Origin of the sequence: Streptomyces sp. YGL11-2 (assembly GCF_050054615.1) — a bacterium.
Lineage (GTDB): Bacteria > Actinomycetota > Actinomycetes > Streptomycetales > Streptomycetaceae > Streptomyces.
Genome location: NZ_JBNHIN010000007.1, coordinates 43,398 through 65,455 on the forward strand (window position 1 = coordinate 43,398; position 22,058 = coordinate 65,455).

Sequence of the window (22,058 nt, forward strand, 5' to 3'; positions counted from 1 at the left end):
CCCGACAGGGGTGGGGTCCCGCGCCGTTGTGCGGGTCCGCCGGCGGTGCGTCAGCCGGGCAGCGTCCGCATCACCAGACCGGTCACCGGCAGCGTCCGCAGCGTGCCGCCGTTCGTCACCGGGCCGGTCACCTGCGCCGTGCTCACCGGCTTGAAGTCGGCCACCTGGGTGCCGACGCCGTTGGCCAGCGGATCGACGCCGGTGTTGTTCATCGGGTCCAGCCGGATGTCCTTGACGGGGCCGAGGCCGCCGCGCGAGCCGTACTTGAGCGCGGCGCCCAGCGACGTCCCGCTGGAGTCCGACCGGGACAGCCGGGGGGCCGCGGTACCGTGCGCGGGACCGTGTGCGGGGGCGGCGCTCGCCGCCGCACCACCCGCCATCGCGGCGCCGGCCGCGGAGATCACCAGTCCGGCGCGCAGTACACCGCGCGGGACGCGGCTGGGGTTGGGACGTGCGTGGGAGGGCATCTGCCACCTGCCTGTGGATCGGAAAGCGAGAGTCTCCACCGGTCACACAGCCGGACGGCACCCGAGCCGCCAGCACTGCGTAATCGATTGACTGCGTAGCGTAGTTGACCGGTGGCGGCCGTTCCACCTCGCGCGCCAGGGGTACCCCCCACGGCGCAATGCCCGACAATGGGTACCCGTGACCTCCCACCCGCCCGCCCGGCCCCCCGTCGCCCATGTCGTGCTGCTGACCGGTCCGTCCGGCTCCGGGAAGACCTCCCTGGCTGCGCTGACCGGCCTGCCCGTGCTGAACCTCGACGACTTCTACAAGGAGGGCACGGACCCGACGCTGCCGCAGCTGCCGGACGGCGGCGGCGCCGACTGGGACTCACCGCTCTCCTGGGACGCGGGCACCGCGGTCGCGGCCATCGAGGAGCTGTGCCGCACGGGACGCACCGCGGTTCCGGTGTACGACATCTCGGTCAGCGCCCGGGTGGGCTCGTCGCGGCTGGCGCTCGACGGGGCTCCGCTGTTCATCGCCGAGGGCATCTTCGCCGCCGACGTCATCGACCGCTGCCGGGCGGCGGGCGTGCTGGCCGACGCGCTGTGCCTGCGCGGGCGCCCCACGACGACCTTCCGCCGCCGGCTGCTGCGGGATCTGCGCGAGGGCCGCAAGCCGGCGTCGTATCTGGTGCGCCGCGGACTGCGGCTGCTGCGCAGCGAGCGGACGATCGTGGCCCGGCACACCTCGCTGGGCGCGTACGCGTGCGCGAGGCCGGAGGCGCTGGAGCGGATAGCGGCGGCGCGCTCCGCGGACCCGGTCGGGACGGTCGTACGGTCCTGAGCCGTACGGCGGTTGGCTTGGTCGGCGGTCGGCGGTCGGCGGTCGGCGGTCGGCGGTCGGCGGCGGAAACGGGAGAGCGGGTTCGGGCAGACCCCCCGGCCGCCCGAACCCGCTCGTTTCCCCCGTGTCCCCCCTGCTTCCCCCGTGTTCCCCCTCGGGCTCTCCCCCCGGATCCCCCTCGGGTTCTTCCGCCCCCTCGGGCGTTCCCCCCGTCCTCAGGCGACCAGTTCGCCGAAGGACTCCTCCTCGTCACGGCCGAAGCTGAGGACCTCGTCCTCGCGCAGCCGGCGCAGCGAGCGCCAGATGCTGGACTTGACCGTGCCGACACTGATGTTGAGGATGTCCGCGATCTCCGGGTCCGTGCGGCCTTCGTAGTAGCGCAGCACCAGCATGGTGCGCTGCGCCTGCGGCAGCCGGGCCAGCGCCTGCCACAGGACGGCGCGCAGCTCGGTGCCGCGCATCGCGTCCACGTCGCCGGCGGTCTCGGGCAGTTCCTCGGTCGGGTACTCGTTGAGCTTGCGGCGGCGCCAGGCGCTGATGTGCAGGTTGGTCATGGTGCGCCGCAGATAGCCGCCGATCGCCGCCTTGTCGCTGATCCGGTCCCAGGCCCGGTAGGTCGAGAACAGCGCGCTCTGCAACAGGTCCTCGGCCTCGTAGCGGTCACCGGTCAGGTGGTAGGCGGTGGCGTACAGGGAGGCGCGGCGCTCCTGGACGTAGGCGGTGAAGGCCGCTTCGGCCTCGGCCGCCTCCGCCGCGGTGCGCCGGTCCCCCGTCTCCCTGTACGCCGCTCCCCCGTTGGCGCTCTCCTGGCCCCCGTTTCCCCCGTTGGACCCGTTGTGCACCATCGTCGCGTCAATGGCCACCATGTACGGCGGCCGTTGACGCCCGGTGCCGCGAGCGCACCCCCGCCCGCCCACGGCACCGGACTTCTCGCCGGCCCGCACGACGTCGTGGAGCCGCGTGACAACTGCGCTGGAAGTGGTGCCGTGCAGTGTGTTCATCTCACGCCCCCCGTCGGTTGAGCCAGTTCGTTCGGTGTGTCCCCGGCGCCGATCTCGCCCGTTGCGGGTGTTGATCTCTTCCGGATGCCCAAAAGACTGCCAAGCCAGTTTCATCGGGGTGTCCGCCGACTGTCACAGACGTGTCACAGGGCCGGTGACGGTGCGGCGTGCTCCGTCATCCGGACGGGCCGGGTGTGGCAGCGCGGCACCGGTCGATCTCCCGCCGTGCCATGCGCCAGAATGGCTGCGTGCCTTTCCTGTTGCTGATCGAGGACGACGACGCCATCCGCACGGCCCTCGAACTCTCGCTGTCCCGCCAGGGTCACCGTGTGGTGACCGCGGCGACGGGCGAGGACGGCCTGAAACTGCTGCGCGAGCAGCGGCCGGATCTGATCGTGCTGGACGTGATGCTGCCGGGCATCGACGGTTTCGAGGTGTGCCGACGGATCCGGCGTACGGACCAGCTGCCCATCATCCTGCTCACCGCGCGCAACGACGACATCGACGTGGTGGTGGGGCTGGAGTCCGGTGCGGACGACTATGTCGTCAAGCCGGTGCAGGGGCGGGTGCTGGACGCCCGGATCCGGGCCGTGCTGCGGCGCGGTGAGCGCGAGTCCAGCGATTCGGCGACGTTCGGTTCGCTGGTGATCGACCGCTCGGCGATGACCGTCACCAAGAACGGCGAGGACCTGCAACTGACGCCGACCGAGCTGCGGTTGCTGCTGGAGCTCAGCCGCCGGCCCGGTCAGGCGCTGTCCCGGCAGCAGCTGCTGCGGCTGGTGTGGGAGCACGACTACCTCGGCGACTCGCGGCTGGTGGACGCCTGTGTGCAGCGGCTGCGCGCGAAGGTGGAGGACGTCCCGTCCTCGCCGACGCTGATCCGCACGGTCCGCGGCGTCGGCTACCGCTTGGACACCCCGCAGTGACGGAACGCCCTCAGGGAGACGACGGCACGCCGGGCGCGGCGGCGGACAGCGGGGCTTCGGGCCAGGCGGCTGCCGGGGACGGTTCCGGTTCCGGCCGGCGGGCCACCCGGCTGCTGCGCCGGGCCGCCGGGCTGCTGCGCTGGACGAGCCTGCGGCTGCGGCTGGTCGTGGTGTTCGCGCTGGTCGCGCTGACGGCGGCGGTCTCGGCATCCGGGATCGCGTACTGGCTCAACCGCAACACGGTCCTGGACCGTACCCAGAACGCCGTCCTCAAGGACTTCCGCAAGTCGCTGGAGGACAGCACGCGGTCGCTGCCGCTGCGCCCGCGGTGCTCCGAACTCCAGGACGCCGCACGGCAGATGGCGGCCGGTCCGCAGAACTACACGGTGCTGCTGATCGGGCTGGACCGCGAGGGCAAGGAGTGCGCGGCCACCACCAACAAGGACCTGCTGACGCTCAGGACCGTCCCGCAGTCGCTGCGCAACGCGGTCGACCAGGTGCGCCCGGTCGACGAGTCCAACCACTTCGCGCACCATCTGTACTGGCAGCGCAACGAGGTCGAGGACGTCCCGTACCTGGTCGCCGGGGCAAAGGTGATCGGCGGCGGGCCGACCGGCTACATGATGAAGTCGCTGGCCACCGAGCGGCAGGACCTCACCTCGCTGGCCTGGTCCCTGGGGATCGCGACGGCGCTGGCGCTGGTCGGCTCGGCGCTGCTGGCGCAGGCCGCCGCGACGACCGTGCTGCGGCCCGTGCAGCGGCTGGGGTACGCGGCGCGGCAGCTGGGCGAGGGGCGGCTGGACACCCGGCTGCGGGTGACCGGCACGGACGAACTGGCGGATCTGTCGCGGACGTTCAACCGCACGGCGGAGCGGCTGGAGCAGCGTGTCGAGGAGCTGAGCGCACGGGAGGCGGCGTCCCGCCGGTTCGTCGCGGACATGTCGCACGAGCTGCGCACCCCGCTGACCGCGATCACCGCGGTCAGCGAGGTGCTGGAGGAGGAGGCGGACTCCCTCGACCCGATGATCGCGCCGGCCGTGCAGCTGGTGGTCAGCGAGACCCGGCGGCTGAACGATCTCGTCGAGAACCTCATGGAGGTCACCCGCTTCGACGCGGGGACGGCCCGGCTGGTGCTGGACGACGTCGACGTCGCCGACCAGGTGACCGCCTGTATCGACGCGCGGGCCTGGCTGGACGCGGTGGACCTGGACGCCGACCGCGGCGTCATGGCCCGCCTGGACCCGCGGCGGCTGGATGTGATCCTGGCGAATCTGATCGGCAACGCCCTCAAGCACGGCGGCTCGCCGGTGCGGGTGTCGGTGCGTACCGAGCCCGCGGAGCGGCCGGACACCGCGGAGCGCGCGGAGGCCGGGGAGCGCACGGAGCCGCCCGAGGGCGCGGCGGACGAGGGCGGGCGGCTGGTGATCCAGGTGCGGGACCACGGTCCGGGCATCCCGGAGGAGGTCCTGCCACACGTCTTCGACCGCTTCTACAAGGCGAGCGCGTCCCGGCCGCGGTCGGAGGGCAGCGGTCTGGGCCTGTCGATCGCGCTGGAGAACGCGCACATCCACGGCGGGGAGATCACCGCAGCCAATCACCCCGAGGGCGGCGCGGTGTTCACCCTGCGGCTGCCGATGGACGCCTCCCGGCTGTCCGAGGGCGCACAGCGGGCGGACGGCGGGACGTCCGGCGGTGGCGGCGAGGGCGCGGAGGGCGGGCGATGACGGTGTGCATCCGGCCCGGGACGTGGCGGCGCACCGCGGCGCTCACGGCACTGGCCCTGGCCGCCGCGGGCTGCGGGATCCGCGGGACGTCCGTCCCGGTCGACGCGGGCGGGGCGCCGTCGCGGGTGAGCTGCAAGGCCCCGGCCGCCGAGCCGGAGCCGGGCACCACCGCCGCGGTGCAGGTCTCGGTCTACCTGGTGTGCGGTTCGGCGCTGGCCCAGGTGGAGCGGATGGTGCCGCCGCCCAAGGGGACCACGGCGGCGGAGGTCCGGCTGATGTCGGCCCGGACGCTGCTCGCCGAGTTGCAGCGGCAGCCGCTGCCCGAGGAGGTCAGGGCCGGGTTCAGCACGGTGCTGCCCAGGGAGCTGCGGGTCGACGGGCCGCGGTCCGGCGATCCGGAGGAGGCGCTGCGGCTGTCGGTCCAGCCGGACGATCTGCCGTCGTTCGCGCTGGCGCAGCTGGTGTGCACGTACGGGGCGAGCAGTGCGCTGGGCCGGACGCACGCGGCGCTGCTGGGCGGCCCGGATTCGGGTGCGCCGCACCGCTACGACTGCTCGGCGGACGTGCTGACCAGTCCGGACATCGCGCAGCGGACGGGCTGGGGCGATCCGCTGTCCGAGCAGAGCTGAGCGGCGCCGCGCCGGGGGCCCGGCGGCTTTCGGGGCCCGGGTACGGCCGGGCCGGTCGTCCGGCCGAGCCCGGCCTCTCAGGGCGGCGGAACCGCGGCCCCCGCTGCCGGCGTCCTGGCCTGTGTGCAGCGTCATGGCCCTGGCGGCACCGTCGCCCCCCGTTTGCGCGCCACCGGAATCCTCCTCCTTGTGGTGCATCTGCTGATCGTCTGCTGGCTGATGCTGCGTCCTCGTACGGTGCCGTGGGTGCCGGCGCCGAATCTGGAGCCGTTGGCGTCGATCCACGCCGAGCTGGCGCGCGGTACGTGGCAGGCGGTGTGGCACCTGGGCGGTTCGGTTCTGCTGCTGGCGCCGCTGGGGGTGTTGCTGCCACTGGCGGGCGGGCGGTTGAACGTTTCCCCGCTGGGGTCCCTGGCCCGTACGGTCTTCGCCGGGGCGATGATCGCGCTAACCATCGAGGTGCTCCAGTCCGGGGTGCCGGGACAGGTCCCGGACATCGACACCGCGCTGCTGAGCACCCTGGGGGTGGCACTGGCCCACCTGGCCGTCGTCCCCGGGGCGCGGTCCCGGCTCCGCCGCCGGTACGAGCACCCCAGGGGTGCGACCCCGAAGATCTCCAGGGTCGGTCTGGCCCCGCAGGCTGACGTCTTCTCCGGCGGCCGAACCTAGCTTTGAGGCATGCGGGGCGATCGCCCCGCATCCGCCGAGAAGGACGCCGAGACGGGCGTCGAGAAGGAGCAGCCCCATGGCCGCCGCACTGGTCCGCCCCACCGGCAACCGCATGATCGCTGGTGTCTGCGCCGGCCTCGCCCGCCGCTTCGGCACCCGCCCGGCCACGATGCGGGTGATCTTCCTGCTCTCGTGCCTGCTGCCCGGCCCGCAGTTCCTGGTCTATCTGGCGCTCTGGGTGCTCCTCCCCTCGGAGGACCGGGCGAGCGGTGCCGCGGCGTGGTAGCCCCGAGATCCCCGGGGACATGACCGCGCCCCGCTCCGTACGGAATACGACGTACGGAGCGGGGCGCAGCGGGGCGTCCCCTAGGGGACGGGGGAGCCGGCCGGTCGGCTGCTCAGTTCAGGGGGAGGTCGGGGGCCGCGACGGGCAGACCGACGATCTGGTTGCCCTGGGGGGTGACGTGGGTCCGGATGGGGTTGCCGCCCTTCTTGACGTGGCCCGCGCCGGCGACGGTCTGGGCGCCCGACAGGCTGTGCAGCACCCCGCTGGTGTCGATCGAGTTGCCGACCGGAGCGGCGGAGGCGGCGCCCGCGGCGGTGGCGGCGAAGACGGCGCCGAGCGCGACGGCACCAAGAGTCTTGACAGTCTGCTTCATCGAATTACGTCCTCGTGATGGGGGCTTGACCGGCTAAGAAACCTAGTGATTGCGCCACCACCGCCGCAAACAGCCGCCACCGCCGAAAAAACGGCCGGTGGACAATCCACCGGCCGTTGCGCTAAGTCTTTTTCCGGATCACTCACTCAGCGTCAGATCCCTTGCCGGTGAGGGGAGTTGTGGCGCTCTGGCGAAACAGCCACTCGGACCGGAGTTCCGCATATCCGGGCTTGATGACGTCATTGATCATGGCCAGACGTTCATCGAAAGGAATGAAGGCCGACTTCATGGCATTGACCGTGAACCACTGCATGTCGTCGAGGGTGTAGCGGAATGTCTTCACCAGGTGCTCGAATTCCCGCGACATGCTGGTCCCGCTCATCAGGCGGTTGTCGGTGTTGACCGTGAGGCGGAACTGCAGCCGGCGCAGCAGGCCGATGGGGTGCTCCGCATAGGAAGTGGCGGCGCCGGTCTGGAGGTTGGAGGTGGGGCACATCTCCAGCGGGATGCGCTTGTCGCGGACGTACGAGGCGAGCCGGCCGAGGGCGACGGAGCCGTCCTCACCGACCTCGATGTCGTCGATGATCCGGACGCCGTGGCCGAGGCGGTCGGCGCCGCACCACTGGAGCGCCTGCCAGATCGAGGGCAGGCCGAAGGCTTCACCGGCGTGGATGGTGAAGTGGTTGTTCTCCCGCTTGAGGTATTCGAAGGCGTCGAGGTGGCGGGTGGGCGGATAGCCGGCCTCGGCGCCCGCGATGTCGAAGCCGACGACGCCCGAGTCGCGGTAGCGGTTGGCGAGTTCGGCGATCTCCAGGGCCCGGGCGGCGTGCCGCATGGCGGTGAGCAGGGCGCCGACACGGATGCGGTGGCCGTTCTCGCGGGCGCGCCGCTCGCCCTCCCGGAAGCCGTCGTTGACGGCCTCGACGACCTCTTCGAGGCTGAGGCCCTGCTCCAGGTGCTGTTCGGGGGCGTAGCGCACCTCGGCGTAGACGACGCCGTCGGCGGCCAGGTCCTCGGCGCACTCGGCGGCGACCCGGGTCAGCGCCTCGCGGGTCTGCATGACGGCACAGGTGTGCGCGAAGGTCTCCAGATAGCGCTCCAGCGAGCCGGAGTCGGCGGCCTCGCGGAACCAGATCCCGAGCTTCTCCGGGTCGGTTTCGGGGAGGCCGGGGTATCCGTTCTCGCTGGCCAGGTCGACGACGGTGCCGGGGCGCAGCCCGCCGTCGAGGTGGTCGTGGAGCAGGACCTTGGGGGCGCGGAGGATCTGTTCGGCGGTCGGCAGGTTACTCGTCTCGCTCGTCATTGCCGCACTCTAGCCCCTACGCGCGTAGATCAGACCGAACGATACGTAACAGTGACCCGTCCACAGGGTGGACAGTGCGCCGCCTTCTGCCATCGTTCTCGGCATGGCTCAGCAAGCGCTACCGGTGCGCGAGGCCCGGCTGGGAAAACCACTGGGATCGGCGGGGACGGAAAAGGCGGTGAGCGGTGTCGCTCTCCTATTGCCCGGGGGTGGGCCGACCGGGCTGCGGCGGCCGTCACCGGTGCCGGCGCTCGCGGTGCGCCCGCTGGCGGCCCGGCTGGCGAGGGCCGGCCGGCCCGAGGGGCTGACGGCCCACGTGGTGCACTACCGCTGCCGCGGCTGGAACGGCGCCGCCGCCCACCCGGCGCGGGACGCCTCCTGGGCACTGGAGGAGGTGGTGCGGCGCTACGGCGACGTCCCGGTGGCGCTGGTCGGCACCGGCATGGGCGCCCGCGCCGCGCTGCTCGCCGCCGGCCACCCGGCCGTCAACTCCGTCCTGGCGATAGCCCCTTGGCTGCCCGACCCGCGCCACGACGACGTCGATCCCGACCCGGTCAAGCAGCTCATCGGCCGGCAGGTGCTGCTGGTGCACGGCACCAACGACGAGCGGGTCGACCCCGAACTCTCCTACCGCTACGCCGAGCGGGCCAAGAAGGTCAACCGCGACACCTGCCGCTTCGAGGTGCACTCCGACGGCCACTCGCTGCACCAGCACCGCTCCGAAGTCTGGGCGCTGGCCGCGGACTTCATGCTCGGCTCGCTGTTCACCCGGAACTTCGCCCGCCCGGTGAAGGACGCCCTGGCCGCCCCGCCGCCCCTGGGGCTGCGGATGCCGCTGGCGTCGGGGTTCGGGCGGTCGCTGCGGTACTGAGCGGCGGGCCGGCGGCCCTCAGCGGGGCAGCAGCCGGCCCCGCCGGCTCAGCAGGAACTTCTTGAACGCGGCCACCGGCGGGGTGTCCGGATGGCCGTCCAGCCATGCCACGCCGATCTCCCGGACGGCGCGCGGGGCGGTCACGGTCAGTTCGGCGACGCCGGGCCGGGGCACCGCGGGCGGCGGCAGCAGGGCCACGCCCAGGCCGGCCGCGACCAGGCCGCGCAGGGTCTCGGCCTCCTCGCCCTCGAACGCGACGCGCGGGGTGAACCCGGCCTCGGCGCACAGCGCGTCGGTGATCCGGCGCAGGCCGTAGCCCGGTTCGAGGGTGACGAAGAGTTCGCCGGCGGCCTCCGCGAGCCGGATGCGCTTGCGGCCGGCCAGCGGGTGGTCGTCCGGGACGACGAGGCGGAGCTTCTGCTCGTCGAGCCGGCGGGCGACCAGGTCCGGGTAGTCGGGGACCGGGGAGGTCAGGCAGAGGTCGAGGTCGCCGGCCCGCAGCCGTTCGATCATCGCCTCGCCGTAGTTCTGGACGAGTTGGAAGCGGACGCCCGGGTGGTCGGCGCGGAAACTGCGGATCAGGCCGGGGACGGTCTCCGGGCCGAGCGTGTGCAGAAAGCCGAAGGCGACCTTCCCGGCGGCTGGGTCGGCGTCGGCGCGGACGGAGTCGGTGGCCCGCTCCAGGTCGGTGAGGGCCCGCTCGGCGGCGGCGAGGAAGCCGCGGCCGGCCGGGGTGAGGGAGAGGGTGCGGCCGTGCCGGGCGAAGAGCGCGACGCCGAGGTCGCTCTCCAGCCGGACGATGGCGCGGCTGAGGGTGGGCTGCGGCATGCCGAGTTCGTGTGCGGCGCGGGTGACGTGCTCGTGCCGGGCGACGGCGGCGAACTGGGCGAGCCGCGGGGCGAGCGCCGGCGCCCAGGAGCCGGGGCCCAGCTCGGCGGGCTCCAGACCCTCGGGCGGGGCGCCGCGCAGGCGCTCCGGAGTGTGTTTTGTGTTGCGAGCTTGCAACAGAGGCGGTTGTGAGCTGCGGTCATGTGGCACAGCATCGATTATGGCGTTTCCATGCATTGGACGCATGAAGTAAGGGGGCCTACGTTCGACGTATGCCTCCCGCTGATACCGGGGCGTCCGTCACCGACCGTGCGGCCGCCTCTCCCCAGTCGTCCACCGACACCTCCTCCACCGCCGCCGCGCCCGACCCCGAGTCGGACAAGCTGCGGCCGGGCGGCCCCGGCTACCGCCGGATGAGCCTCGCCCTCTTCGCCGCCGGAGTGGCCACCTTCGCCCTCCTCTACTCCACCCAGGCACTGCTGCCCGCCATCTCCGGCGACCTCAACGCCTCCCCCGACCAGGCCAGTTGGACCGTCTCGGCGGCCACCTTCGGGCTGGCACTGGGCGTGATCCCGCTGAGCGCGGTCTCCGAGCGCTTCGGCCGCCGCACGCTGATGACGGCCTCGCTCTCCGTCGCCGCACTGATCGCGCTGCTGGTCCCGTTCGCGCCGACGCTCGGCGTACTGATCGCGCTGCGCGCCGTCCAGGGCGTCGCGCTGGCCGGGCTGCCCGCGTCGGCGATGGCGTTCCTGGCGGAGGAGGTACGCGCCAAGGCACTGGTCGGTGCGATCGGCCTGTTCGTGGCCGGCAACAGCATCGGCGGGATGTCCGGGCGGATCCTGACCGGCTGGGTCGCGCAGGCGTGGGGCTGGCGGGCCGCGCTCGGCGCGGTGGGCGTACTGGCCGTGGTGTGCGCGGTGGCGTTCCGGCTGCTGGTGCCCAAGGCCCGGCACTTCGCGGCGCGTTCGGTGGGCCCGCGGACGCTGGCCCGCACGCTGGGCGGCCACCTCTCCGACCCGCTGCTGCGCCGCCTCTACGGTATCGGCGCCCTGTTCATGACGGTCTTCGGCGCGGTCTACACGGTGATCGGCTACCGCCTGGTCGCCGCGCCGTTCAACCTGCCGCAGGGCATCGTCGGCTCGATCTTCGTCGTCTACCTGGTCGGTACGGTCTCCTCGGCCGCGGCCGGCAAGCTGGTCGGCCGGATGGGCCGCCGCGGCGCCCTCTACCTGGCCGTCGGCACCACCTCCACCGGTCTGCTGCTCACCCTGGCCGCCTCGGTCGCCGCGGTGCTCGCGGGCCTGGTGCTGATCACCGCCGGCTTCTTCGCGGGCCACGCGGTGGCCTCGTCCTCGGTCAGCCGCACCGCGAAGGTCGCCCGCGCGCAGGCGTCCGCGCTCTACCAGTGCGCGTACTACATCGGCAGCAGCCTGGGCGGCGCCCTCGGCGCGGTCGCCTTCCGCGCCGCCGGGTGGCAGGGCACCGTCCTGCTGGGGCTGGCCGCGATGGCCGGCGCGGCCGGCATCACCCTCTACGCCACCCGCAAGGCGGTCGCCGAGCGGCGGCTGCTGAGCCTGGCGAGGGCCGCGTAACCGCCCGTCCGATACGGCCCCCCGGGGCCCCGCGAGCCGAAGGGCCCGTCCCGCCACCTGTCCTGGTGGGGTGGGCCCTTCGTCGTTCAGGCGCGGTCAACCGACGGCGAAAACGCCGGTGCCCAGGGCGAGGCCGAAGGGCGCCGGGAGCGTCAGCTCATCGCCGAACTGCACGGTCTGGAGTACCTGGTACGCGTCGTCCGCCGGTTCGCCGTAGAGGGTGATGACCGGCCCGGCGGATGCCCAGAGGTCGATGAGGAGGTACAGCCGAACCCCCGCCGAGGCGTACCCGGCGCGGCGGGGCGTCCGTGTCCTCCCAGATCCGGACGAGGGCATCCCACTCGCGCCCGGCCACCGGGTAGTGGTCGACGGTGAGTTCTTTTACGGCAGGTTCCTCTCGGCGAGACGCGGCTGATTGCACCACGTCGAACGAGGTCCGCGCCGGTTCACGGCCGCTGTTCGCCCATACGAGCCTCCTGGTGCTGGCGTGGGTGGGTGGTGGAGGGGCGCCGTAGCCCGAGGGCACGGCACCCCCGGCAGGTCAGCCGATCCGCCACAGCACCACCGAGCTCAAAGGTGAGGTCTGTTCCGGCCGGGCTGATTTCGACGCCGCGGACCGGCGGATGCGGAAGCCCCTCAAAGCAGAGACTTTTCAATAGCCTCGAAAACGTCCGAGTCGGTTTCTCGTTGCCAGTCCGGAAGGTCCATCCAGTCAGCTACATACCCGGGCTTGGGGCTCTCGAAGTGCTTGTACATCTGCGCCGTCCAACACATCGCGACGAACCGGCCCTTCTGTTCACGCGTGAGTCGCGCCGCATGCCCCTCACTCAGGGTGAGGAATTGGCGAACCTGCTCATACACAGCACCTGCGGCCCGGCGTTCCCAGTCCGGGGTGCCTTCCCAGGGCGTCACATAGCTCAACTTCGGCTCGCCGGGGAAGTGTTCACGTACCCCTGCGATCCACGCCTCACGGAACACCCTCGCCCCATCTTGCTGCGACACTCCTACTCCTTTCTCAACGCCTCTTGCAGGACGCCGATTTCACTGTTCAGTTCGACTACTCGACGATCTCGCCCACACACCTTCAGATCCCCCTGCAGCGCCTGAAGCCTACGGGCGATATACCCCGAGCCTGATTTCCTGGCCAAGCGAAGAGCTTCACCACCGTAGGTTGCGACCTGCTCCGCATCACGGCGTTTCGCCCCAACTGTGGCTAGATCCACGAGAACCGCACCGCGGCGCCGAAATGACTGGCCTCTGGACAGGGCATTCGATTCGAGGGCGTGCTTGAGCGATTTTTCGGCGAGGTCCAGTCGCCCGAGTTGCACGTAGCGCGCCCCTCGCTCCTCGGCGAGTCGCGATCCATCGAAGCGAAGCCACCCGCCGGAGTGAACCGGCGTCGTCAGGTCGGCTACACGCTGCGCTTCATCAAGAGCCTTCTCGCAGGCGCCGAGGTCTTGCAGTCCGGCATGCACCTCGGCCTGTACCGAGGCAACCCAATGGCGGGTCGACAGCGCACTGTCGCCTCGCTTGGCTACTCGCCGCGCGACTTCCAGAGTTTCGGCAGCCTCCGAGTAACGCCTCTCATAGACATCGACGTAGGCGTGACGAACAAGTGCGCATGCCCATAGGTCGAATGCCCGAGCGCGACTGCTGGCGTTTGCGGCAAGGGTGTAGGACGCCGCAGCGTCGGTGTAGCGGTTGCCGTCGAATGAGAGTTCTCCAGAAAGCTGGAACAGGTCGCCCGCGGCTTCGTACAGGCTCCCCTCCCGACCTGATTCCTTGAGTGCTTCGTTAAGCGCGCCGAGTTGGTCCTGAACGACAGCGGTTACGGAGCTTTTGGAACGGGCCAGTTGATACACCTGCCACAGGTGACAGTTCATCAAGCGAAAGTCGGAAGCCGAGCCCCGGTCGGCAATCTCCGCTATCGCATCGGCATCGTCGGGTGTCAGCGCCATCAAGGATCCTGCCACCACCATAAGGCGTAGAAACTCGCGTCGGATCATGTCGATTTCCTCAGAGCCGTGTCGGTCGCAAGGCGGCGACGCGGTCAACTCCGAGAAGTGTGCTTGTGGCGGAGTCAGCAATGCGTCGAGTTCGGCGAGGCCAAGTTGTAACGCGTCGGCCATTTTGGGCCGGTGAACTGCCTCGGGCGTCGTCTCTCCGCGGTCCCAGCGGCCAACCGTTGTGCGGTCGACGCCGATTACGGCGGCAAAGCGCTCCTGACTGTAGCCCATGGCTTTTCGACGTTCAGCGAGGCCCACTCACGTCTCCTTCCCTGCTCGACCAGGGTCTTACCCACGTGGCGCACCATGCATCGGAGCTGCATCAAGAGTGCCGCACAGATGCCGTGGCTCGCAGCGATCGGTGGCGATTGGCTATGAGTGCTCGCCGACCGGCCTCCCACGGCCCATGGCTCGGCGCATCCTCAACGGGGCTGAAAGGAAAGCAGATCACAAACGTAGGAGGCTCCATGAGTGGCATGACCCTCGCGGTGTACCGGGCCGGCAATCAACGCGACCGGGCAACGCTTCGGCCCGAGCGGCGGGTGAAGCGGACAGTCCGTGTCCCTCCCACCGGGAATTGGCCGCCGTGCCGGTGCCCCCGGTGTGGCCCAACGGCGTCGTCAGCCACCTAGGTCTTGGGCAGGCCCTCGATGACGGAACCGACACGCTACTCGGCGAGGCCGATTGAGCTGCCCGTCGACGGGTGGCTGTACGAGGCCCGCCCGGTGCCCGGATGCCGGGTTTGCGCGGCCCTGAGCAACGAGCGGGACAGAGCCCTCAAAGCGGGAGACAACAAGAAGCTGTTCGAGGTCAGCCAGGAAATCCGTAGCCATCCGCACAGACAGGGGGAAGGGCAGCCCTGAGGTTCCACCAGTGTGCACCGCCCAAGTGACGTGCATCGCGTCCGACGGCCGCATGGCGGGCACCGTCGGGGGCGACGTGATCACCCGTCCACGAACTCATCTGGGTCGATGACGCGCAGCGGCCAGAGTATGACGACGGCGGTCCGGATGAGTGGTCGTCGGCGGGCCCGTCCGTGAACTGCATCGACAGTCTCGGCGAGTGGTCAGCTGACCTGCCATCTCCCAGCCGCTGCCCGAGCGCCGCGCCCACCCGCCCCGGCTTTCCTGAGATGAGGACGGTCTACCGGGGCGGGACACCAGCACTCCCACAAAGGAGGAGTCCATGCTCTTACTGCCACGCTCCCTCGCGCCACTGGGGCCGCAATTCGCATGGTTGGAGATCACGGGATTCTGCAACCTCCAGTGCCGCCAGTGTTATGCCGACTCCTCACCCGAGGGGAACCACGGCACCATGACGGACGACGACTGGTGCCGCGTCCTCGACGAACTCGCCGCTCTACACGTCCGAGACGTGCAGTTCATCGGCGGGGAACCCACCCTCCACCCCAGCCTTCCTTCGTACATCCGCCACGCTCGGAAGGCTCAGATGCGCATCGAGGTGTTCAGCAACCTCACCCACATCACCGACGAGGTGTGGGAAGCGCTGAAACTTCCGGGCGTCCGGCTGGCCTTCAGCTACTACTCGGACGAAGGCCAGGACCACGACGACGTAACGGAGAACCGAGGCTCTCACGCCCGCACTCGTGCCAACGTCCAAAAAGCCAAGGCCCTGGGGATCCCCATGAGGGGCAGCGTGATCAACGTCCTCCAAGGGCAACGCGCGACCGAGGCCCGCCGGGACCTGCTCAACATCGGGTTACGCGATGTCAGGACGGACAAGGTCAGGCCGTTCGGACGCGGAGCCGACGGCGCCGGTCCGGACGTCACAAAGCTGTGTGGACGCTGCGGACGCAACAAGTTCGCCATCGGTCCGGACGGAAGCGTCTGGCCCTGCGTCTTCGCCCGCTGGATGACCGTCGGCAACGTCCACGAACAGAGCCTCGCCTCGATCTACAACGGCGCAGCCATGCAAGGTGCCCGCGCAGAACTCTCCCAGGTGTTCCCGGACAAGGTACCGACCGCCAACAGCCCGAGTTGCCTGCCCGACTGCAACCCGTCGTTCGACACGTGCTCGCCGCAGCTTGCCTGCGCCCCGGACGCTGCCTGCGGGCCGACGGAGGACAGTTCGGAGGAACTCGCGGAGCCGATCATGTCCCCACACCGCTCGGTACGGTACGGCGATCCCCGCATCGCCGGTACGGACTGCTGACCGGCTTCGCAAACGGGGGAACCTTCGGGCCGGAGAGTGAGCGTGGCCATGTGTGCGAGTAGCGTGACAGCGCTCTCGCCCCCGCCCTACGGAGATGCCCATGAGCGCCACCACACTCGACCTCTACTTGGCCCGCCGCGACGCGTACGCCGCGTTCCTGAGCGCTGCCGACGCCGAGTCGTCGGTGTGCTGGCGGAAGGCCGACGGCCAGTATCCGAGCCCGGACTCGACACGGGAGGCCCAAGACGCCGCGTACGCGATCACCCGGGACGCCTTCAACCGGATCCTCGTCGAGCCGGTCGGGCCACACAAAGAAGCGCAGGCCGTCGTCGAGCAGATCCGAATCCTTGGGCGAGCCGACCAGGACGCGCAAGACTGGGTGGCGTTCAAGAAGGCTCGGGAAGTCTTCGTCGAGGCCGCCCGCGCTTGCCTCACGGAAACCCTGGCTACGTAGCAAGCAGAGTCCTCGAAGGGCACTCGCTCAGGAGGCGGGGGGGGTGGCGGGGGTGCCGTGCACGGAAGGCAACGGCACCCCGGCAGGCGTCAGCCGATCCGCTCCAGCACCACCGGCGAGGCCGTGAAGCCCGCGTCCGACGGCCCGATCTCCACCCCGCCCTCCAGCGCCGCGAGGGCGTAGTCGAACTTCTCCGGGGTGTCGGTGTGGAGGGTGAGCAGCGGCTGGCCCGCCGTCACCGCGTCTCCCGGCTTGGCGTGCAGCTCGATGCCCGCGCCGGCCTGCACCGGGTCCTCCTTGCGGGCCCGGCCGGCGCCCAGGCGCCAGGCGGCGAGGCCGACCGCGTACGCGTCGAGGGTGGTGAGGACACCGGTCCGCTCAGCGGTGACGACATGCTGTTCGCGGGCCACGGGGAGCACGGCATCCGGGTCGCCGCCCTGGGCGATGATCATGCGCCGCCAGTGGTCCATGGCAGAGCCGTCGGCCAGGGCCTTGGCGGGGTCGGCGTCCGGCAGGCCGGCCGCGGTGAGCATCTCGCGGGCGAGCGCCAGGGTGAGGTCGACGACGTCCTGCGGGCCGCCGCCGGCCAGCACCTCGACGGACTCGCGGACTTCGAGGGCGTTGCCCGCGGTCAGGCCGAGCGGGGTGGCCATGTCGGTGAGCAGGGCGACCGTGCGCACGCCGTGGTCGGTGCCCAACCCGACCATGGTGGAGGCGAGTTCGCGGGCGTCGTCGATGTTCTTCATGAACGCGCCGGAGCCGACCTTGACGTCCAGGACGAGCGAGCCGGTGCCCTCGGCGATCTTCTTGGACATGATGGAGGAGGCGATGAGGGGGATCGACTCCACGGTGCCGGTGACGTCGCGGAGCGCGTAGAGCTTCTTGTCGGCGGGGGCCAGGCCGTCGCCGGCGGCGCAGATGACCGAGCCGACGTCGCGGAGGACGGCCAGCATCTCGTCGTTGGAGAGCTGGGCGCGCCAGCCGGGGATGGACTCCAGCTTGTCGAGGGTGCCGCCGGTGTGACCGAGGCCACGGCCGGAGAGCTGCGGGACGGCGGCGCCGCAGGCGGCGACGAGCGGGGCGAGCGGGAGGGTGATCTTGTCGCCGACGCCGCCGGTGGAGTGCTTGTCGGCGGTGGGGCGGGGCAGGGACGAGAAGTCCATCCGCTCGCCCGAGGCGATCATGGCGGCGGTCCAGCGGGCGATCTCCGTACGGTTCATGCCGTTGAGGAAGATGGCCATCGCCAGGGACGACATCTGCTCGTGGGCGACCTCGCCACGGGTGTAGGCGTCGATCACCCAGTCGATCTGATCGGGGGTCAGCTCTCCGCGGTCGCGCTTGGTACGGATGACGCTGATGACGTCCATGGGGCTTCCTTTCGAACGGGTAGCTCCCGTTCTACACGCATAGAGCCGGCGGCGGCCAGAAAGGGCGAGCGCAACGGGCGCCGGGGGGGGGACCAGGGGTGGCTAGCGGACCAGGTGGCCGGGGCCGAAGGCGTCGGGGAGCAGTTCGGCCAGCGGGCGGATGCCGAGCGCGGTGTCGACCAGCAGCTCCGGGCCGCCGTGCTCGTAGAGCAGCTGGCGGCAGCGCCCGCACGGGACCAGCAGCTCGCCGGCGCCGTCGACGCAGGTGAAGGCAACCAGGCGTCCGCCGCCGCCGGCGAACAGCGCGGAGATCAGCCCGCACTCGGCGCACAGCCCGAGGCCGTACGAGGCGTTCTCGACGTTGCAGCCGGTGACCGTGCGGCCGTCGTCCACGAGGGCGGCGGCGCCGACGGGATAGCCGGAATACGGGGCGTAGGCCCGGGACATGGCGTCCCGGGCCTGCGTCCGCAGTGACTCCCAGTCGGGAGGTGTGATCACTTGCCCTGACCTCGTCTGTAGATCTTGCCGATGGCCTTCGGTACCCGCAGTCGCTGCGCGGCCAGCGAGAGCACCAGCAGCGTAGCGATGTAGGGGGCGACGCCGACGATCTCCAGCGGGACCGTGTCGGAGGTGGCGTACCAGGCACCGAGCAGCACGGCGGCGACCAGGCTGATCACGGCCTGGATCCGCTGGCCGCCGCGCAGCTTCCACAGCGCCAGGCCGACCAACAGAACGGCGAGCAGGAGCAGCAGCGCGTGGACGGTGGGGCCGCCGCCGCGCAGCTGGAGCGCGTCCATGAAGCCGAACAGGCCGGCGCCCATGGCGACGCCGCCCGGCCGCCAGTTGCCGAAGATCATGGTGGCGAGGCCGATATAGCCGCGGCCACCGGTCTGCCCGTCCTGGTAGATGTGCACGTAGATCGCGAGGAACGCGCCGCCGAGGCCGGCCAGCGCGCCGGAGACGGTCACCGCCGCGTACTTGTAGCGGTAGACGTTGACGCCCAGCGACTCGGCCGCGATCGGGCCCTCGCCGCAGGAGCGCAGCCGCAGGCCGAAGGCGGAACGCCACAGGACGAAGAAGCTGAGCACGAAGAGGCCGACGGTCAGCAGGGTCAGCCAGGAGACGTTGGTGACCAGGGAACCGAGGATGCCGGCGACGTCGGAGACCAGGAACCAGTGGTGGTGCTCGACGGAATGGAGCCAGCCGGAGAGGCCCGGGACGGTGAACGTCGGCATGTCGGGCATCGGTGGCGACTGCTTGTCGTTGCCGCCGGCGGCCGCCGCCGCGCTGCCCTCCGCGCCGAACATCAGCTTGGCGAGGAACTGGGTCAGGCCGAGCGCCATGATGTTGATGGCGACGCCGGAGATGATGTGGTCGACGCCGAAGGTGACGGTGACGACCGCGTGCAGCAGTCCGCCGAGCGCGCCACCGACGATGCCGGCCAGCGCCGCGGCCCAGGGGCCGTGCTGCCAGCCGACCGCGCCCGCGGAGAAGGTGCCGAGCATCATCATGCCTTCGAGGCCGATGTTGATGACGCCGGAGCGCTCGGCCCACAGGCCGCCGAGACCGGCCAGGCCGATCGGCACCGCGGCGTTGAGCGCGGCGGTGTACTGGCCGGATTCGGTCAGGTTGGTGGCGCCGGTGACGACCCGCAGCAGGGACAGCAGGACCAGGGCGCCCGCGATGATCAGCAGGACCTGGGGGTAACTGAGCTTGCCCCGGGAAGCCTTGGGCTTGTGCTGGTGGGTGGGGCTCTGGTCGACCGGAGCCGTGAGGTTCGTGCTCATGCGGACACCTCCGCCTTCTCGGTCTTACGGGCCTGGGCGGCGAGTTCCGCGCCGACCTGCCGCTGCTGGAGTCTGAGGCCGTATCGCCGCACGAGTTCGTAGGCGATGACGACACAGAGCACGATGACGCCCTGCATCACACCGACGATCTCCTGCTGGTAGTTCTCGAATTCGAGCTGGGTGCCGGTGCGTTCGAGGAAGCCCCACAGCAGCGCCGCGGCGGCCATCCCGACCGGATGGTTGCGGCCCAGCAGCGCGATGGCGATACCGGTGAAGCCGATGCCGATGGGGAAGTCGGTGCCGTAGTTGTACGAGGTTCCGAGCAGTGTCGGCATGCCGATCAGGCCCGCCGCGGCGCCGGACAGCAGCATGGAGGTGACGATCATCCGCTTGACGCTGACGCCGCTCGCCTCGGCCGCGGACTCGGACTGGCCGACCGTACGGAGGTCGAAGCCGAAGCGGGTGCGGTTGAGCACGAACCAGTACGCACAGCCGACGACGACGGCGACGACGACGAAGCCGTCGATGGGGGCGGGCGTGGTGGGGATGGTGAAGAAGTGGCTGGAGGCCGGGAGGTTCGGCGTGTGGAAGAGGTTGCCGTCCTTGACCGCGAGCCGGCCGTCCTGGAGGAAGTAGCCGATGACGGCCGCCGCGATGGCGTTCAGCATGATCGTGGTGATCACCTCGCTGACACCGCGGGTGGTCTTCAGCAGACCCGCGATGCCCGCCCAGACCGAGCCGACCAGCATCGCGACGATGATGATCAGCGGGATCTGGAGGAAGCCGGGGAGCGTCAGCGCACCGCCGACCACCGCGGCGAAGAACGCCGCGATGCGGTACTGGCCGTCGACGCCGATGTTGAAGAGGTTCATCCGGAAGCCGATGGCGACGGCCAGCGCGGACAGGTAGTACGGGACCGCCTTGTTGATGATCCAGACCTGGCTGTCGCTCTTGGAGCCGAAGTCGGCCATCACCAGGTAGGCGTGGATCGGGTCCTTGCCGGTGGCCAGGATGATCACCGAGGTGATGGCCAGTGCGGCGACGATGGCCAGAACCGGCGCGGCGATGCCCAGGATCAGCTTGTTCTTGTCGGGCTTCTTCACTCGGACTCTCCCTCCTGGGACGGGCGCGACTCCGGATCGGCGGCGGTGCCGCCGTCGGATTCGGCGAGATGGCCGCTGGCGGCACCGGTCATGGCCGAGCCCAGCTCCTCCGGGGTGATGGTGGCGGGGTCCGCGTCCGCGACGAGCCGGCCGCGGTACATCACCCGCAGGCCGTCGGACAGGCCGATCAGCTCGTCCAGGTCGGCCGAGATCAGCAGCACGGCGAGACCTTGGTGGCGGGCGGTGCGGATCTGGTCCCAGATCTGCGCCTGGGCGCCGACGTCCACGCCCCGGGTGGGGTGCGCGGCGATCAGCAGCTTGGGGTGGTGGCTCATCTCCCGGCCGACGATCAGCTTCTGCTGGTTGCCGCCGGAGAGCGAGGCCGCGGTGACCTCGATGCCGGGGGTACGGACGTCGTACTCGGCGACTATTCGCTCGGTGTCGGCACGGGCGGCCTTCAGGTCGAGCAGCCTGCCCTTGGCGTTGGGCTTCTCGGTGACGTGGCCCAGGATGCGGTTCTCCCACAGGGGGGCCTCCAGCAGCAGGCCGTGCCGGTGGCGGTCCTCGGGGATGTAGCCGATGCCGTCCTCGCGCCGGGTGCGGGTGTGCAGCTGGCTGATGTCGACGCCGTCCAGCGTGATGGTGCCGCCGTCGGGGTCGCGCATGCCCATGATGGCCTCGACCAGTTCGGCCTGGCCGTTGCCCTCCACACCCGCGATGCCCAGGACCTCGCCCTTGTGGATGGTCAGCGACACGTCGTCCAGGACGGTGCGCGCCACCCCCTCCGCGTCGGCGGTGGTCAGCCGCAGCCCTTCGACCTTGAGCATCTCCACGTCCGTGACGGTGGACTCGCCGGTCTGCGGCGAGGGCAGTTCGCTGCCGACCATCAGCTCGGCGAGCTGCTTGGGAGTGGTGTCGCCGGGGACGACGGAGGCGACGGTGGTGCCGCGCCGGATGACCGTGATGTCGTCGGCGACCGAGAGCACCTCGCCCAGCTTGTGCGAGATGAAGATGACGGTCAGGCCCTCGGCCTTGAGCTCACGCAGGTTGTCGAAGAGCGCGTCGACCTCCTGCGGGACCAGGACCGCGGTCGGCTCGTCGAGGATGAGGGTACGGGCACCGCGGTAGAGGACCTTGAGGATCTCCACGCGCTGGCGGTCGGCGACGCCGAGGTCCTCGACGAGGACGTCGGGACGGACCCCGAGGCCGTAGCGGTCGGAGATCTTGATGATCTCGGCGCGGGCCCTGGCGCCGATGCCGTGCAGCTTCTCACCGCCGAGAACGATGTTCTCCAGGACGGTGAGGTTGTCGGCGAGCATGAAGTGCTGGTGCACCATGCCGATGTTGCGGGCGATGGCGTCGGCCGGGCTGTGGAAGCTGACCTTTTCGCCGTCGATGCTGATGGTGCCCTCGTCCGGCTTCTGCATGCCGTAGAGGATCTTCATCAGCGTGGACTTGCCCGCGCCGTTCTCGCCGACCAGCGCGTGCACGGTGGCGCGGTGGATGGTGATGTCGATGTCGTGGTTGGCGACGACTCCCGGGAACCGCTTGGTGATCCCGCGGAGTTCCACCGCCGGTGCCACGGCGGGGGCGCTGTCTGCCTGGGGGCTGCTGGACGCTTTGATGGCGCACTCTCCTCGGGGGACAGGGAGTGGTACGAAGGAGCGGGGAGGTGAA

Annotated in this window: 23 protein-coding genes; 10 read left to right on the top strand and 13 right to left on the bottom strand. The window is 70.7% G+C overall.

From position 1 onward, the window contains the following. Nucleotides 1-50 precede the first annotated feature (50 nt). Complete coding sequence (locus ACO1BR_RS10530; RefSeq protein ID WP_426794761.1) at nt 51-467, bottom strand: hypothetical protein; 417 nt, start codon at nt 465-467, stop codon at nt 51-53. Nucleotides 468-645: 178 nt separating this feature from the next. Between ACO1BR_RS10530 and ACO1BR_RS10535 the strand changes: the two genes are divergently transcribed. Beyond that, nucleotides 646-1,290, top strand: a complete 645-nt coding sequence (locus tag ACO1BR_RS10535; protein ID WP_426794762.1) for an ATP-binding protein — start codon at nt 646-648, stop codon at nt 1,288-1,290. A gap of 215 nt (nt 1,291-1,505) precedes the next feature. Here the strand turns inward: ACO1BR_RS10535 and ACO1BR_RS10540 are convergent, their stop codons facing one another. Then, on the bottom strand, nt 1,506-2,291 hold the full coding sequence (locus ACO1BR_RS10540) for a SigE family RNA polymerase sigma factor (protein WP_426794763.1): 786 nt from the start codon (nt 2,289-2,291) through the stop codon (nt 1,506-1,508). Nucleotides 2,292-2,539: 248 nt separating this feature from the next. On the opposite strand from ACO1BR_RS10540, the gene afsQ1 reads away from it, so the two are divergent. The 5 genes from afsQ1 to ACO1BR_RS10565 all read left to right on the top strand — a co-directional run bounded on the left by afsQ1 (nt 2,540) and on the right by ACO1BR_RS10565 (nt 6,525). Continuing rightward, nucleotides 2,540-3,217, top strand: a complete 678-nt coding sequence (gene afsQ1, locus ACO1BR_RS10545) for a two-component system response regulator AfsQ1 (protein WP_131124765.1) — start codon at nt 2,540-2,542, stop codon at nt 3,215-3,217. Further along, a complete protein-coding gene (locus tag ACO1BR_RS10550; RefSeq protein ID WP_426794764.1) occupies nt 3,214-4,941 on the top strand; it encodes an ATP-binding protein in 1,728 nt (575 codons plus the stop codon). The genes afsQ1 and ACO1BR_RS10550 overlap by 4 nt, the downstream gene beginning before the upstream one ends. After that, a complete protein-coding gene (locus ACO1BR_RS10555; protein WP_426794765.1) occupies nt 4,938-5,570 on the top strand; it encodes a hypothetical protein in 633 nt (210 codons plus the stop codon). Before ACO1BR_RS10550 ends, ACO1BR_RS10555 begins: the two co-directional genes overlap by 4 nt. Before the next feature lie 162 nt (nt 5,571-5,732). Continuing rightward, nucleotides 5,733-6,239, top strand: a complete 507-nt coding sequence (locus ACO1BR_RS10560; protein WP_426794766.1) for a VanZ family protein — start codon at nt 5,733-5,735, stop codon at nt 6,237-6,239. Between the two features lie 76 nt (nt 6,240-6,315). Continuing rightward, a complete protein-coding gene (locus tag ACO1BR_RS10565; RefSeq protein WP_426794767.1) occupies nt 6,316-6,525 on the top strand; it encodes a PspC domain-containing protein in 210 nt (69 codons plus the stop codon). Nucleotides 6,526-6,637: 112 nt separating this feature from the next. On the opposite strand, the gene ACO1BR_RS10570 is transcribed toward ACO1BR_RS10565, so the two are convergent. Beyond that, nucleotides 6,638-6,898 carry a hypothetical protein gene (locus tag ACO1BR_RS10570; RefSeq protein WP_426794768.1) on the bottom strand — a complete coding sequence of 87 codons (261 nt, stop codon included), beginning with the start codon at nt 6,896-6,898 and terminating at the stop codon, nt 6,638-6,640. A gap of 142 nt (nt 6,899-7,040) precedes the next feature. Continuing rightward, nucleotides 7,041-8,201 (bottom strand): adenosine deaminase, encoded by a 1,161-nt coding sequence (locus ACO1BR_RS10575; protein ID WP_426794769.1) that lies wholly within the window; start codon nt 8,199-8,201, stop codon nt 7,041-7,043. Nucleotides 8,202-8,304: 103 nt separating this feature from the next. Here ACO1BR_RS10575 and ACO1BR_RS10580 point away from each other — a divergent pair, with 103 nt between their 5' ends. Continuing rightward, a complete protein-coding gene (locus ACO1BR_RS10580) occupies nt 8,305-9,072 on the top strand; it encodes an alpha/beta hydrolase family protein (protein ID WP_426794770.1) in 768 nt (255 codons plus the stop codon). A gap of 18 nt (nt 9,073-9,090) precedes the next feature. On the opposite strand, the gene ACO1BR_RS10585 is transcribed toward ACO1BR_RS10580, so the two are convergent. Continuing rightward, on the bottom strand, nt 9,091-10,137 hold the full coding sequence (locus ACO1BR_RS10585) for a LysR family transcriptional regulator (RefSeq protein ID WP_426794771.1): 1,047 nt from the start codon (nt 10,135-10,137) through the stop codon (nt 9,091-9,093). 35 nt (nt 10,138-10,172) lie between these two features. Here ACO1BR_RS10585 and ACO1BR_RS10590 point away from each other — a divergent pair, with 35 nt between their 5' ends. Then, nucleotides 10,173-11,492 (top strand): MFS transporter, encoded by a 1,320-nt coding sequence (locus ACO1BR_RS10590; protein WP_426794772.1) that lies wholly within the window; start codon nt 10,173-10,175, stop codon nt 11,490-11,492. A 96-nt stretch (nt 11,493-11,588) separates the two neighbouring features. Here ACO1BR_RS10590 and ACO1BR_RS10595 read toward each other — a convergent pair whose 3' ends face one another. The 3 genes from ACO1BR_RS10595 to ACO1BR_RS10605 all read right to left on the bottom strand — a co-directional run bounded on the left by ACO1BR_RS10595 (nt 11,589) and on the right by ACO1BR_RS10605 (nt 13,756). Then, entirely contained in the window at nt 11,589-11,828 is a 240-nt protein-coding gene (locus tag ACO1BR_RS10595; protein ID WP_426794773.1) for a hypothetical protein, read from the bottom strand. Between the two features lie 300 nt (nt 11,829-12,128). Then, nucleotides 12,129-12,494 carry a hypothetical protein gene (locus tag ACO1BR_RS10600; RefSeq protein WP_426794774.1) on the bottom strand — a complete coding sequence of 122 codons (366 nt, stop codon included), beginning with the start codon at nt 12,492-12,494 and terminating at the stop codon, nt 12,129-12,131. Between the two features lie 2 nt (nt 12,495-12,496). Continuing rightward, the gene (locus tag ACO1BR_RS10605) at nt 12,497-13,756 is read right to left on the bottom strand and encodes a helix-turn-helix transcriptional regulator (RefSeq protein WP_426794775.1); all 1,260 of its coding nucleotides are present in this window, start codon (nt 13,754-13,756) and stop codon (nt 12,497-12,499) included. Between the two features lie 927 nt (nt 13,757-14,683). On the opposite strand from ACO1BR_RS10605, the gene ACO1BR_RS10610 reads away from it, so the two are divergent. Next, on the top strand, nt 14,684-15,670 hold the full coding sequence (locus ACO1BR_RS10610) for a radical SAM/SPASM domain-containing protein (protein ID WP_426794776.1): 987 nt from the start codon (nt 14,684-14,686) through the stop codon (nt 15,668-15,670). 100 nt (nt 15,671-15,770) lie between these two features. Next, nucleotides 15,771-16,124, top strand: a complete 354-nt coding sequence (locus ACO1BR_RS10615) for a hypothetical protein (protein ID WP_426794777.1) — start codon at nt 15,771-15,773, stop codon at nt 16,122-16,124. Between the two features lie 89 nt (nt 16,125-16,213). Here the strand turns inward: ACO1BR_RS10615 and ACO1BR_RS10620 are convergent, their stop codons facing one another. From ACO1BR_RS10620 to ACO1BR_RS10640, 5 genes are all read right to left on the bottom strand, one after another. Beyond that, nucleotides 16,214-17,491 carry a thymidine phosphorylase gene (locus tag ACO1BR_RS10620; RefSeq protein ID WP_426794778.1) on the bottom strand — a complete coding sequence of 426 codons (1,278 nt, stop codon included), beginning with the start codon at nt 17,489-17,491 and terminating at the stop codon, nt 16,214-16,216. A 102-nt stretch (nt 17,492-17,593) separates the two neighbouring features. Further along, nucleotides 17,594-17,989: a cytidine deaminase gene (locus ACO1BR_RS10625; protein ID WP_426794779.1), complete on the bottom strand. Its 396-nt coding sequence runs from the start codon at nt 17,987-17,989 to the stop codon at nt 17,594-17,596. After that, nucleotides 17,986-19,278 carry an ABC transporter permease gene (locus ACO1BR_RS10630; RefSeq protein ID WP_426794780.1) on the bottom strand — a complete coding sequence of 431 codons (1,293 nt, stop codon included), beginning with the start codon at nt 19,276-19,278 and terminating at the stop codon, nt 17,986-17,988. The genes ACO1BR_RS10625 and ACO1BR_RS10630 overlap by 4 nt, the downstream gene beginning before the upstream one ends. Continuing rightward, on the bottom strand, nt 19,275-20,381 hold the full coding sequence (locus ACO1BR_RS10635) for an ABC transporter permease (RefSeq protein WP_426794781.1): 1,107 nt from the start codon (nt 20,379-20,381) through the stop codon (nt 19,275-19,277). Before ACO1BR_RS10635 ends, ACO1BR_RS10630 begins: the two co-directional genes overlap by 4 nt. Next, the gene (locus ACO1BR_RS10640; RefSeq protein ID WP_426794929.1) at nt 20,378-22,006 is read right to left on the bottom strand and encodes an ABC transporter ATP-binding protein; all 1,629 of its coding nucleotides are present in this window, start codon (nt 22,004-22,006) and stop codon (nt 20,378-20,380) included. The genes ACO1BR_RS10635 and ACO1BR_RS10640 overlap by 4 nt, the downstream gene beginning before the upstream one ends. Nucleotides 22,007-22,058: the final 52 nt, after the last annotated feature.

Coding starts and splice junctions, on each gene's coding strand:
- ACO1BR_RS10615 (WP_426794777.1), top strand. CDS start 15,771: ATGAGCGCCACCACACTCGACCTCTACTTGGCCCGCCGCGACGCGTAC.
- ACO1BR_RS10570 (WP_426794768.1), bottom strand. CDS start 6,898: ATGAAGCAGACTGTCAAGACTCTTGGTGCCGTCGCGCTCGGCGCCGTC.
- ACO1BR_RS10530 (WP_426794761.1), bottom strand. CDS start 467: ATGCCCTCCCACGCACGTCCCAACCCCAGCCGCGTCCCGCGCGGTGTA.
- ACO1BR_RS10610 (WP_426794776.1), top strand. CDS start 14,684: ATGCTCTTACTGCCACGCTCCCTCGCGCCACTGGGGCCGCAATTCGCA.
- ACO1BR_RS10555 (WP_426794765.1), top strand. CDS start 4,938: ATGACGGTGTGCATCCGGCCCGGGACGTGGCGGCGCACCGCGGCGCTC.
- ACO1BR_RS10575 (WP_426794769.1), bottom strand. CDS start 8,201: ATGACGAGCGAGACGAGTAACCTGCCGACCGCCGAACAGATCCTCCGC.
- ACO1BR_RS10585 (WP_426794771.1), bottom strand. CDS start 10,137: ATGCATGGAAACGCCATAATCGATGCTGTGCCACATGACCGCAGCTCA.
- ACO1BR_RS10595 (WP_426794773.1), bottom strand. CDS start 11,828: ATGCCCTCGTCCGGATCTGGGAGGACACGGACGCCCCGCCGCGCCGGG.
- ACO1BR_RS10580 (WP_426794770.1), top strand. CDS start 8,305: ATGGCTCAGCAAGCGCTACCGGTGCGCGAGGCCCGGCTGGGAAAACCA.
- ACO1BR_RS10540 (WP_426794763.1), bottom strand. CDS start 2,291: ATGAACACACTGCACGGCACCACTTCCAGCGCAGTTGTCACGCGGCTC.
- ACO1BR_RS10630 (WP_426794780.1), bottom strand. CDS start 19,278: ATGAGCACGAACCTCACGGCTCCGGTCGACCAGAGCCCCACCCACCAG.
- ACO1BR_RS10565 (WP_426794767.1), top strand. CDS start 6,316: ATGGCCGCCGCACTGGTCCGCCCCACCGGCAACCGCATGATCGCTGGT.
- ACO1BR_RS10590 (WP_426794772.1), top strand. CDS start 10,173: ATGCCTCCCGCTGATACCGGGGCGTCCGTCACCGACCGTGCGGCCGCC.
- ACO1BR_RS10620 (WP_426794778.1), bottom strand. CDS start 17,491: ATGGACGTCATCAGCGTCATCCGTACCAAGCGCGACCGCGGAGAGCTG.